Origin of the sequence: uncultured Desulfovibrio sp. (assembly GCF_944327235.1) — a bacterium.
Lineage (GTDB): Bacteria > Desulfobacterota > Desulfovibrionia > Desulfovibrionales > Desulfovibrionaceae > Desulfovibrio.
On record NZ_CALVHE010000003.1, the window covers coordinates 51135 to 63315 of the forward strand.

The 12181-nt window shown below is 63.9% G+C and carries 10 protein-coding genes; 4 read left to right on the top strand and 6 right to left on the bottom strand.

All coding sequences use genetic code 11. The features are described from left to right. The first annotated feature begins 2 nt into the window (after positions 1 to 2). Genes Q0K00_RS01255 through Q0K00_RS01265 form a run of 3 tightly spaced genes read left to right on the top strand, consistent with a single transcriptional unit; the run spans position 3 to position 4293 of the window. On the top strand, positions 3 to 1367 hold the full coding sequence (locus tag Q0K00_RS01255; RefSeq protein WP_297226755.1) for a glucose-6-phosphate isomerase: 1365 nt from the start codon (positions 3 to 5) through the stop codon (positions 1365 to 1367). A gap of 20 nt (positions 1368 to 1387) precedes the next feature. Next, complete coding sequence (locus Q0K00_RS01260) at positions 1388 to 2917, top strand: ATP-binding protein (RefSeq protein WP_297226756.1); 1530 nt, start codon at positions 1388 to 1390, stop codon at positions 2915 to 2917. Then, on the top strand, positions 2914 to 4293 hold the full coding sequence (locus Q0K00_RS01265; RefSeq protein WP_297226757.1) for a sigma-54 dependent transcriptional regulator: 1380 nt from the start codon (positions 2914 to 2916) through the stop codon (positions 4291 to 4293). The genes Q0K00_RS01260 and Q0K00_RS01265 overlap by 4 nt, the downstream gene beginning before the upstream one ends. Before the next feature lie 643 nt (positions 4294 to 4936). Here the strand turns inward: Q0K00_RS01265 and Q0K00_RS01270 are convergent. Continuing rightward, positions 4937 to 6148, bottom strand: a complete 1212-nt coding sequence (locus Q0K00_RS01270; protein ID WP_297226758.1) for an iron-containing alcohol dehydrogenase — start codon at positions 6146 to 6148, stop codon at positions 4937 to 4939. Positions 6149 to 6533: 385 nt separating this feature from the next. Here Q0K00_RS01270 and Q0K00_RS01275 point away from each other — a divergent pair, with 385 nt between their 5' ends. Then, positions 6534 to 6914 (top strand): CGGC domain-containing protein, encoded by a 381-nt coding sequence (locus tag Q0K00_RS01275; protein WP_297226759.1) that lies wholly within the window; start codon positions 6534 to 6536, stop codon positions 6912 to 6914. A 129-nt stretch (positions 6915 to 7043) separates the two neighbouring features. Here the strand turns inward: Q0K00_RS01275 and Q0K00_RS01280 are convergent, their stop codons facing one another. From Q0K00_RS01280 to Q0K00_RS01300, 5 genes are all read right to left on the bottom strand, one after another. Continuing rightward, on the bottom strand, positions 7044 to 7826 hold the full coding sequence (locus Q0K00_RS01280) for a 4Fe-4S binding protein (RefSeq protein WP_297226760.1): 783 nt from the start codon (positions 7824 to 7826) through the stop codon (positions 7044 to 7046). A 66-nt stretch (positions 7827 to 7892) separates the two neighbouring features. Continuing rightward, positions 7893 to 8321 carry a TOBE domain-containing protein gene (locus tag Q0K00_RS01285; protein ID WP_297226761.1) on the bottom strand — a complete coding sequence of 143 codons (429 nt, stop codon included), beginning with the start codon at positions 8319 to 8321 and terminating at the stop codon, positions 7893 to 7895. Positions 8322 to 8451: 130 nt separating this feature from the next. Beyond that, positions 8452 to 8772, bottom strand: coding sequence for a multidrug efflux SMR transporter (locus tag Q0K00_RS01290; protein WP_297226762.1), 321 nt, complete (start codon positions 8770 to 8772; stop codon positions 8452 to 8454). Between the two features lie 23 nt (positions 8773 to 8795). Then, the gene (locus Q0K00_RS01295) at positions 8796 to 9668 is read right to left on the bottom strand and encodes a tRNA (adenine-N1)-methyltransferase (RefSeq protein WP_297226763.1); all 873 of its coding nucleotides are present in this window, start codon (positions 9666 to 9668) and stop codon (positions 8796 to 8798) included. 329 nt (positions 9669 to 9997) lie between these two features. Continuing rightward, positions 9998 to 12181: penicillin-binding protein 1A (locus Q0K00_RS01300; protein ID WP_297226764.1), on the bottom strand; the 2184-nt coding region annotated here is incomplete at its 5' end.

Sequence of the window (12181 nt, forward strand, 5' to 3'; positions counted from 1 at the left end):
ACATGACACATTATCTGGACTGGTCTCACGCGACGACCGGTCGGCTGACGGAGGATATGCTGCGGCGGCCGTGCGCTCGGGCTGCCGAGCTGTCGTCCCGTCTTGCCGCCGAGGTGGAGCAGGGGCACTTGCCTTTTCTTGACCTGCCGTTCCGGCAGCGGCTGGAGCGCGAGCTGCCTCCCCTGCTGCCCCGTCTGAAGGCCCGGCGGCATATGCTGCTGCTGGGCATCGGCGGTTCGGCGCTGGGCGCGCGCGCCTTGCAACGCGCTTTTGCGCCGCAGCAGGACGAGCCGGGCCATGACGGCCCCAGTCTCTGGATAGCGGACAACGTGTGCGAAGCGACCCTGGCCCGCTGGCTCGACCGCCTTGTCCCCGCCGAGACGCAGGTGGTGTGCGTGAGCAAATCCGGCGGCACCATTGAGACCGTGGCGCAGTATCTGCTGGTCCGGGACTGGTTGCGGGACTCTCTGGGGGATGCGTGGCGGGAGCATGTGCTGCTCGTGACGGACGACCGGCAGGGCTTCCTGCGCGAAGAGGCAGAGCGGTATGGCCTCCCCGCGCTGGAGGTGCCGGATCATCTGGGGGGCCGGTATTCGGCTTTGTCCGCCGTGGGGATCGTGCCTGCCGCTTTTCTGGGCATCGACTGGCAGGCGTTGCTGGACGGCGCTGCCGCACAGGGAGAGAGCCTCATTCGGGCGGCTCGCGCCGGAGAGCTGACCGGACACCCGGCCTTCCGTCTGGCGGCCTGGGCGCATGAGCTGGAAGGCTGCGGCTATGACCAGCTGATCTTTTTCTGTTACCTGCCGCAGTGGGCGGCCTTCGGGGCGTGGTTCGCCCAGCTCTGGGCCGAAAGTCTCGGCAAGTCGGGCACGGGCAGTCAGCCGCTGCCTGCTGTGGGGGTGACGGATCAGCACTCCATCAATCAGATGTTCCTTGACGGGCCGCGCAACAAGGCGTGTCTTTTCCTGACCGGTCCGGATGTCGCTGTGCGTCAGGCGGACGGAAAGGGGCCGCACTTCTCGGCGGACATGCCGGAACGCTGGCGCTGGCTGGCGGGCCGCCCCTTCGGCTGTCTGCTGGATGCCGAGGCGCTGGGCACGCGCATGGCCTTGTGCCGGAACGGGCTGCCGTTGACGCATCTGCACATGGCGGAAGCCACGCCGCAGGCCGCGGGCGCGTTGATGGCTCTTCTGGAAGGGGCCACCCTGCTGACGGGCTGGCTCAACGGCATCGATCCGCTGGATCAGCCCGCGGTGGAGCTGGGCAAGCGACTGGCCAACGCTCGTCTCGGCGCGCCGGGACTGGATGAGGATGCGGCGGCTATGCGGGAGTTTCTGGCGCGGAGCGCCGATCGTCAGCCGTTTTGAGTCTTGCGGGGCAAGAAGCTATGCGCAGCATTCGAGAATGGCTGGGAAGATCCCGGCCGGAACCCCGCGAGACCGCCGGAGCGCCGGCGGCGGACCTGCCGCTCAGCTATGCGCGGACACTTTCCTGGCTCTCTCTCGTGGTCATTTTGCTGACGAGTCTGGGCTTGTCCTTCTTTATCTCCAACTCGGCGCGTCAGACCCTGCTGACCAAGCAGGAGGAGTTTGCCCGTCTGCTGGCGGACAACCTCAACCATCAGATCTTCCGGCGTTTCGCCCTGCCCACCATCCTTGCACACGGACGCATCGCTCTGCGACAGTCCTCCCAGTATGAGCATCTCAGCGAGGTGGTCGGCTCCGTCATCCACGGTCTGCCGGTGGAACGGCTGCGGATCTATGATTTTTCCCGTTTGGTGGCCTTCTCCACCAATAAGGAAGATCTGGGACGCACAGGGCTTGCTCCGGAAGGGCTGGAAGAGGTCCTGCGCGGCGGTCCGGCACAGGTGGAGATCATTTCCTCCATCCCCGACTGGCAGGCACCGTTCAACATCCCGCTGAAACGCGGGACGTTCGTCCTGCGCCTGCTTTGTCCCCTGCGGGGCGAGGCGCTGGAGGCCGGCGGCGATCCGCCGCTCATGGGGGCGCTGGAACTGACGCAGGACATTACCGGCGACTACGAGCAGGTGCTGGCCTTTCAGGGCATCATCGTGGTCATGTGTCTGTTGTCGTCGGTGATCCTCTTCGCGCTGTTGCTCATGCTCATCCATCGGGCCGAGCGAGTGCTGGCCGAGCGCATGAATCGCAATCGCCAGCTGGAAAACGAATTGCACAGCAATGAGAAGCTGGCCAGCATGGGGCGGGTCATCGCCAGCATCGCCCACGAGATCCGCAATCCGTTGGGCATCATCCGCTCCAGCGCCGAGCTTTTGCAGCGCCGGACGGACAAGGCGGATGCGGGGACCCGCCGTATCCTTGACGCCATTTATGACGAATCCGTGCGCCTTTCGCAGACCGTCAACGATTTTCTGGACTATGCCCGGCCCCGGCAGCCCCGGCAGGATCTGGTGGACGTCAATCTGGTGCTGGATCAGGCGCTGGCCTTTCTGGAAGGGGAGTGGAACCGTTGCGGCGTGCGGCTGGAACGGCAGACCCCTGAAGGCCTGCTCATCCTGGGCGACAAGGATCTGCTCTACCGCGCCTTTTACAACATCCTGACCAATGGGCAGCAGGCCATGGACGGCCCCGGGGTCATGCGGGTGAGCGCCCGGCATGTGCAAGGGGAGATCGTCCTCGAATTCCACGACAGCGGTCCCGGTATCGACGAGGCCATCCTGCCCAATCTGCTCGATCCCTTCTTTACCACCAAGGATGACGGGACAGGGCTGGGACTGCCCATCGTGCAGTCCATCATTGCCAGCCACGGCGGGCAGCTCCATCTGGCCAACGGTGAAGAAGGGGGCGCGGTGGTCACCGTCGCCCTGCCGGCAGCGCCGTGTCCGCCGGACGGATCCGGTGAGGGAGCGGCCAGCGCGGCAAGCAAGGAGAACGCATGAGCGAAAAATCGCATATCCTGATCATAGATGACGAAAAGAATTATCTGCTGGTGCTGCAGACCCTGCTGGAGGATGAAGGCTATACCGTGACCGCCATCAGCGACCCGGAGACCGCGCTGGCCTTTCTGGGGGAGAGCGAGGTGGACGTGGTGGTGACGGACATGAAGATGCCGCGCGTCTCCGGCCGGGAGGTGCTGCAGCGGGTCAAGAAGAGCTGGCCTTACATCCCCGTCCTGATCATGACGGCGTTCGGTTCCATCGAGAGCGCCGTGGAAGTCATGAAGTACGGGGCGTTCGACTACATCACCAAGCCCTTCTCCAATGACGAGCTGCTGCTCTCCCTGCACAACGCCACGGAATTGGCCCGGACCCATCGGCAGTACCGTCTGTTGCAGGAAGCCATGGAGGACCGGTACGGCGTGCACAAGATCGTGGGGCGCAGCCGGGCCATCCGGGATGTGCTGGCCATGGTGGACAGGGCGGCCCCCAGCCGCGCCACGGTGCTCATCACCGGCGAGTCGGGGACCGGCAAGGAACTGGTGGCCCGCGCCATCCATTATTCCAGCCCGCGCAAGGAAAAGCCCTTTGTTTCCGTCAATTGCATGGCGCTCAATCCCGGCGTGCTGGAAAGCGAACTTTTCGGGCACGAAAAGGGATCCTTTACCGGAGCTGTGGCCATGCGGCGCGGTCGTTTTGAGCAGGCGGACGGCGGTACGCTCTTTCTGGACGAGATCGCGGAGCTCACGCCGGAATTGCAGGTCAAGCTCCTGCGTGTCCTGCAGGAACGGCGCTTCGAGCGGGTGGGCGGCAGCGAAGAGGTGGAGGTGGATATCCGCGTGGTGGCCGCCACCAACAAGGATCTGGCGAGCATGGTGGAGGCCGGGACGTTCCGGGATGACCTGTACTACCGCCTCAATGTGGTGCAGATCCCCTTGCCGCCCCTGCGCGAGCGGCGGGAGGACATCCCTCTGCTGGTGGCCCATTTTGTGGAAAAGGTGGCGGCGGACAACAACATGCCGCCCAAGACCTTCAGTACGGAAGCCCTCAACTATCTGACCGGTTACGAATGGCCCGGCAATATCCGCCAGCTGGAGAATGTGGTGGAAAGCTGCATCGTGCTGGTGCCCGGCTCGGTCATCGAGGTGGACAATCTGCCCGCGGAGATCCGGGACGAAGACGCCCAGTTCAAGAGCGCGGTGGACTTATTGCCTGTCCAGCTTGATCTGGCGGACACGCTGGAAAAGATCGAAGCCGCGCTCATCCGCCGCGCGCTGGTGCGGGCAGATCTTGTGCAGGTCAAGGCCGCCGAGCTGCTCGGCATCTCCAAAAGCCTCCTGCAGTACAAGCTCAAGAAATACGCCATTACCGGCCATTAGCGTCTGTTGACGCTTTGCGTGGGGTATTGTGGGGGGAAGGGGGACCCCCCGCCTCGCGCGGGTGGGGTCCCCCTTCCCCCCACGCCCCCCATCCCCTCCCCGGCGCGCTTTGGCAAAGGGGGAGAGAAGGGGGATTTACGTCCTTCATGCATAGCGTTCCGCAAACACAGGGCCCCGTCCGGACGTATATGCCGGGCGGGGCCCGCCGGCATCTGGAGGAGACAGACGCCGGCTTGGGGGATGCAGCGGGAATAGGGGACAGCGGCGGATCCCATCACGCGCCGCCCGTGGGCCTGGAGCGGATTCGCATTGAAATCGTGTCCAATTTCAATGCTGGCGCTGCCCTCACACTACGGAAAAAGCGTGCCTTTTCCGTGTGTTCAGTTGTGGGTAGTCGCTCTCGCGACTACCAGAGCAATCCACATTTTCAATGTGGAATTGCTCTATTCGCCTGTGCTCTCCATCTGGCGGGAGAAGAGCTCTCCGGTGAGCACGTGGAGCCCCTCTCCGGATCAGACTGTCGGTCCAGCGCATTTTCCGTTTGAAACGCTTTGCGTTTCAAACCATACGGCCTGTTGTTTCGCGGAAAAAACGCGGTTTTTCCGTTTGGTTTTGGCCGGGTGGCGCTGTTCCTCCGCCTCGCCTAGCGCATGGGCACGAGCGAATTGCGGTAGATGCGGGCAATGCACTCGCGATTACCTTCCACCGGCGCAAGCGAGACGAGCAGACCCAGGGACGGGGTCTGTTCCACCAGATCGCAAAGCGTCTCCACATCCGTTTCCGTAAAGCCCACGGACGTGAGCTTTTCCGTCACGCCGAGGCCGAACAGCCATTGCTCCACAGCACGCGCCACCTTGGGCGCTTCGTCCGGCATACCGGAAAGGCCGGGCACGATGGGCTTGAGGATATGGGCCATGACCTGCGGCCGTGCGGGGTAGCACTCCTCGACGACGGCGGGCAGCAGCATGGCCAGCCCCAGCCCGTGAGCCAGTGTCGGTTTCAGGGCACTGAGGGGGTGTTCCAGCGCATGGGTCAGGTGCAACATGCCGTTGTCGAACGCGGTCCCGGCCATCATGGCCGCGTAGGCCAGATCGTACCGTGCCCGGAGATCGTCGGGATGGGCAATGATGCGGGGCAGATTGGCGTGGACGAGGCGTACCGTCTCCGCGGCCAGCATGACGGCAAAGGGGTTGGAGCAGGTAGTGGTTGCCGCTTCCACTACATGGTTCACGGCGTCGATGGACACATAGCGCGTCTGATTGGGAGAAAGGCCGCTCATCAGCGCCGGGTCGTCGATGGCATAACGCGGATAGATGCAGTCGTAGGCGATGGCGGGCTTGTAGTTCAGGTGGGTGATGGTCGCCACGGCAAAGCGGTTCACTTCGCTGCCGGTCCCGTGCGTCAGATTGATGGCCACGATGGGCAGGGCCGTGCGCGGCGCGAATTTGTAGCAGTAAAGTTCTTCCGCCGTCTTACCGGGATTGGCCAGCAGGATGGCCGCACTCTTGCCGCAGTCGATAGGGCTGCCGCCGCCGATACAGAGCACGGCACCGGCTCCGGCCTCGCGTCCCTGTGCGGCCGCCTCGTCCACACTGGCGGTCGTGGGATTGGGGGTGACCTTATTGTAGAGGGAAAGCCGCAAGCCGTGCTTGGTTGCCGCGGCCTCTACCTTCTCCCACGCGCCGGAAAGCTTGTAGGAGTGGCCGCCCGTCACGCACAAGACGGCAGAGATGCCTTCAGCCTTGAATTCGGCAAAGATATCGTCGATCTTGTTTATGGCTCCCACCCCGAGATAGGCGGTGGTTTTGGTCCTGATCTCTCTTACTGAATCATACATCATGCTTTCGTCCCACATGGGAACCTCCTTGACGTGAAAGCTCTTGACGGAAAAAATCCTAGGCTCGACAAAAGCAAAGGTCAAGTTTTTGTGTTAATTTTCACAATTTTTTCGTGAAGCGCGGAAAATCGAAAAATATGCAGCTGTTACAGGTGACTAAAAGAACGAAAGCTTTGGCGTAAAGGGAAGGATGGTCGTCCTGTGGCCTGTTTTCGCCCATGTGAAAAAGGAATGTGACGAGAGGAACAAAGCCGCTTGCCACACGAGGCCGGAGGGCCTACTATCCTTGCGACTGGACATCCCGCGTCAGGTGCGGCCACCCGCGGTCGTGGCTCGGCCAGCGGCATGAAAGCGGCGTGTCGCCGCAAGGCAGACGCCTGACGCAAAGCCACAAGGAGCTGTCATGAAAAAGAAAGTCGGCATCATCCGGTGTCAGCAGACGGAAGACCTGTGCCCCGGTACCAAGGATTTTTGCTATGCGGCAGAGGGGAAAGGGGCGTTTGAGCCTTTAGGGACCTGTGAAGTGGTGGGCTTCGTGTCCTGTGGCGGCTGTCCCGGCAAGCGGGCCGTGGCGCGGGCGCAGATGTTGAAGGACAGGGGGGCGGAAGTCGTGGCCCTCACGTCGTGCATCACCAAGGGAACGCCCATCGGCTTCCCCTGCCCCAACAAGGGCATGATGCTGCGTGCCATCCGCGCCCGTCTGGGTGAGGACTTCCCGGTGCTCGACTACACGCATCCCTCCGCCGCGGAACTCAAGGCCGCGGAAGAAGCTGCCAAGTCATAGCGCCTTTTCCGCTTGACTTGGGCCGGGCGGCGCTGTGCCGACACCTCACATGTTGCCTTTTTTCAAAGGCGCCATGATCCAAAAAACGTCGAGGGGCGGGAGATTGTCCCCCGCCCTCGACAGACAGCATCAGAGATAGAGTGCGGGCGTGTCCCGCCGTTCCAGACAGGGTCCCAGTTTTTCGGCCAGCAGCGCCATGACGGGCGCGGGCAGCGCGCGGGCGCGGGCCGGACAGATCTTGACGCAGCGCATACAGAGGATGCAGCGCTCCCGGTCGCTCGTCTGCGGCTGGGCCGGATCGATGGCCTGCGCGGGGCAACGGGCGGCGCAGAGGCCACAGGACGTACAGGTCACGGAAGCGGTGGGGGCTATCTGCATGGCCTGCCATTGCCGGTAGGGCCGTTGGCCGGGCAGGTGCGGCGCGGACACGGGAGCCGCGCGGAGGTGCTCGGCGGCCTGACGGCCGAGATCGCGCAGGGCTACGGCATCTTCCGCATCTGGACGGCCTGCCGCCACGCTGCGGCACATGCTGTGCTCGGCAACGGCGGACATGCCGGCCATGACCAGCAGACCGCAGGCAGTGGCCTTGTCGGCCAGTTCCAGCAGGGCATCCTCAAAGGCCCGGTTGCCGTAAACGACAAGCGCGATGGCCGGGAGCTGCTTGCCGTCGGTGAGCGGACGCAGCGCCTCAAGACGTTCGGCCAGGAAGCCCGGTATGCGTCCGCCGTAGACCGGCGCGGCCAGGAGGACCACATCACCGGCGGCAAATTCAGGCCAGACGACATGTGGGGCGGCCAGATCGCAGGCGACGGCGTCCATGCCCAGCGTCTGCGCCACAACGTCGCCCACCAGGCGTGCCACACGCTCCACGCCGCCCGTGGGGCTGAAATGCAGGATATGACAGATCGACATCTTTCCTCCTGACGGGATGCCGGACCGTCCGCTGGGGGCTGTTCGGCATCCACGATGCGAACAAGGTTATTTCTGCACGGCAAGGATGACGTTGGAGGCCTTGACCGCGGCCGTCACCCGGGAGCCGGGAGCCAGCTTGAGCTTTTCTGCGCTGGCGACCGTCACGATGGCGCAGAGCGTCTGACCGCTGGGCAATTCCATATCCACTTCCGTGTTGACCGCGCCGGGACGCACGGCCTTGACGGTACCGCTGAACTGGTTGCGGGTGGAAAGCAGCCAGTCTTCGGCGTCTTCCAGCAGGATGACGAAGCTGGCCTTGATGAGGGCAAGCGCTTTCTTGCCGGCGGCAAGCCCGAGACGTTTGGTGCTGGCCTGAGTGATGGAGGCCACCACTTCCTGACCGCCTTCCATGCTCAGGACGATCTCATCATTGACGGCCCCGCCGTGGACGGCGGTCACCGTGACCGGAAAAACATTGCGGGCGCTGGTCAGCATAGATGCTCCTTATTCTGGCGCACAGGGCGCAGATGTTGTTATGTCTAATCGAGAATAATTCTTTATGGCCGTTTGGCAAGTCCTTGGGGAGGTATGGCGGTCGGAGGGATCCGGCAGGCGTCCATGATGACTACGAAGCCAGCTTGAGGATGAGCACGCCGGCGATGATCAGCGCCACCCCCAGCACGCGAGCCAGATGCAGCGGGTCGCCAAAGAAGATCGCGCCTATGGCGAACGTCCCCACAGCACCCATGCCGGTCCAGACCACGTAGGCCGTCCCCAGCGGGATATGACGCTGCGCCAGGAACAGCAGGTAGCCGCTGAGTGCCATGCTGATGACGGCGAAGATCAACCCCGGTATGCGCCATGCGGGCTGCTGGGCCAGCTTGAAGCCCAGCGGCCAGCCGATCTCGAGCAGGCCCGCGCCGATGAGCGTCAACCACGGATTCATGGGATGTCTCTCCCTTTACTGCGCTATTCGTCAGCGTACGGGTCCACGCCCGCCTCGGCCAGCCGGGCCTGCCGCGCCGCTTCCTGCTTGCGCTGGCGGGTCCCCAGCGGCACGAAGGTCTCAAAGGCTTCGCTGCGTTCCTGCTGGCGGCAGAAGACCAGAAAGCCCGTGTGGGCCGTCATGCGGTCCTCGGGTCGCAGACGGTCGGCTACCGGCTTCCAGCGTCTGACGAGGATCTCGCAGACCTCCACCTCGGCAAAGGGGCGCTGCTCGATGCCGAGCAGAAGCTTGCTGACCTGATCCACCGTCGGCAGGAGAAAACCGAACATGCCCCCCGGGCGCACGGCGCGCAGGGCATGGTCGAGATATTCCCAGGGCGTCCGGACATCGAGGAAGAGGGCGTCCGCATTGTCCACGCAAAAGCCGTCAGCGATGTCGCGGTGATGGATGGTCACATTGTCGCCCAGTCCGGCCCAGTCCAGATTGCGGCGGGCAAGCTTGGCGAACTCCTCACGGGCCTCATGACTGACGACCCGGCCGGTGGGACCGCAGAACCAGGAAAGCCCGCAGGTCATGCCGCCGGAGCCGCAGCCCGCCTCGATGATGGTACGGCCGGGACCGGCTCCCAGCCGCAGGGCGATATAGGCGATGTCCTTGGCATAGATGACTTGCGTCTGGCGCTTGAGGCCCTGCAGGCGGTCAAAGAGCGTGGCTTCCAGCACGCGGATGGGGACATCCAGCGAGGTGCGGGCCTCGCCGCCGAAATGCAGCTCATGTACCTGCGCCGCGGTCAGCACGCCGTCGTTGCTGTGCCAGTCGTTGCCTTCTTCCAGTCGTTTGATGTAGCGCTTGCCTGTTGGGGTCAGGTATACCACAAGAGAGCCGTAGGGGATCATTTTCCGTCCTTTGCGGGGGCGTTGAAGGGGATTCAGAGCATGGGAAAGGGGGACTCCGCCGCGCCCCGGTAGCGACCCGACGGCGACCGCAGGGCCGTGCCCGTTGCGACGCAGGAAGCTACGGGCATCGACAGCAGAGCGCGACCGAAAGGCGGCCCGTAGGGCCGTGCCCGTTGCGACGCAGGAAGCTACGGGCATCGACAGCAGAGCGCGACCGAAAGGCGGCCCGTAGGGCCGTGCCCGTTGCGACGCAGGAAGCTACGGGCATCGACAGCAGAGCGAGGGGTTCCCCTTCCCCCAAAACAAACAGCTAATAGTGTTAACAGCCCCTAGAACATCTGGCGCATGAGGGCCTCTCCGCCGTCGGAGGTGTCGGTCGTGCCGTCGCCGCCGTCAAGAGCCGAAAGGCCCGGCACCGGTTCCCCCTGGAAAGCCAGCCCGCCGGACATGGTGATGCCTGGAGGCATGGCGAATTCCTGCGGCTGATCCTTGTAGAGGTCCTCCACAGCTGTCCGGTAGTAACGGAATATGGGGGCCGCCGTGCGCCCGCCCTGTTCGAGGCGGCCCAGCGAACGTACCTGGTCGAAGCCCACATAGACGCCGGTAGCCAGATAGGGCGAGAAGCCCACGAACCAGGTATCCCGTTCCTCGTTGGTCGTGCCGGTCTTGCCCGCGATATTGGTATGGCCGTCAACGCGGGCACGGCTGCCGGTACCGGCGTTGACCACTTCCTTGAGCAGGGTCGCCATCTGGAAAGCATTCTGCGGACTGACGGCCTGCCAGTGTTCGGGGTCCTGCCGGTAGAGCTCGCGTCCCTTGCTGTCGCGGATGGAGGTGATGATGCGCGGGCGTACGCCCAGACCGTTGTTGGCAAAGGCGGCGTAGGCCTGCGTGAGGTTGAGCGGCGTCACGTCCACCGCGCCCAGACAGATGGCCAGCTCCGCCGGGAAATTGGGTTCCAGACCGAGGGCCTTGGCGCGCATGATGACGTTTTCGATGCCGATGGTGTGGGCCACGCGGACGGTCGTCGTATTGCGCGAGAGCGCCAGCGCCCTGTGCAGGGGCATGACGCCCTTGAAATTGTGTTCGTAGTTGGACGGCCGCCAAATTTCGTTGGTATAGGGGTTCACGTAGACGAAGGGGCCGTCCAGCACTTCGGAGGTCGGCGTGAAGCCGAAGTCCAGCGCCGCGGAGTAGACGATGGGCTTGAAGCTGGAACCGGGCTGACGCCGGGCCTGCGTTGCCCGGTTGAAGTGGCTGTTGCCGAACTGGTATCCGCCGATGAGCGCCACCACGTCCCCGCTCTGCGGTTCGATGGAGGCCAGCGCCCCCTGCACTTCCGGCACCTGCTGCAACAGCAGGGGGATGGCCGTGCCGGGGCGTACGCGTTCGGAATCGTACGGGACGGTCTCGGTACGCTTCTTCTTGGTCTTGGGATCGGTCTTGGTCACCTTTTCTTCAGCGGCGGACACCCAGATGACATCGCCGGGAGTCACCACGGGACGGGCGTCCTTGATGGCCGGCGCGTACATGCCCGCCACTTTAGGATTGGGCGTACGGGCCCAGCTCATGTTGGCCAGCGGGATGACGCCCACATAGCCCTTGCCGAAGGCCACTTCCACCCGCTGCTGTTCGACCTTGGTGACCAGCGCTCTGGCCCAGGAGCCGCCCAGCAGATTGTCCGGGCCAAAGTCGCTCTTTTCCAGGAACTCCCGCTGGTCATTGCTGGAAAGATGGGTGACCGGTCCGCGCCAGCCCTGCCGCTTGTCCAGCTCTTCCAGGCCGCGACGCAGGGCCGCGCCCGCCGCTTCCTGCTGTACGGGGTCCATGGCGGTCTGGACGGTCAGGCCCGCCTCATAGACGTAGTCCTCGCCGTAACGCGGCGTATCGATGCCGAGCGCGCGCAGGTTCTGTTCGGTGAAAAATTCGATGAGCAGGCGGCGCGCTTCTTCCAGATACCAGTCGGCAGCGCCGCCGCGTCCGTCGGGCATACTCCAGTAGACGAGAGGCTCGTTGCAGGCGTTCTGGTATTCTTCCTCGCTGATCCATTGCAGCGTCCGCATACGCTCCAGCACATAGCGCTGCCGGGCCTGTGCGGATTCGGGACGGCGGAAGGGGTTGTACTTGCTCGGGGCCTGCGGCAATCCGGCGATGACGGCGCATTCGGCCAGCGTCAGGTCGGACGCGTGCTTGCCGAAGTAGGTGCGTGCCGCCGCTTCCACGCCGTAGGAGTGTTGGCCCAGATAGATATAGTTGAGGTAGGTCAGCAGGATCTCGTCCTTGCTGAGGCTGTTTTCCAGCCGGTAGGCAAGGATGGCCTCCTTGATCTTGCGGGTGTAGCTGCGCTCCGAGGTCAGCAGGAGCTGCTTGATGATCTGCTGCGTGATGGTGCTGCCGCCCTGTCCCGTGCCGCCGTGCTGGAGATTGTGGAGGGCAGCGCGGATGATGGCCACGATGTCGATGCCGGGATGCGTATAGAAATTGTCGTCCTCGGCGGCCAGAAAGGCCATGGG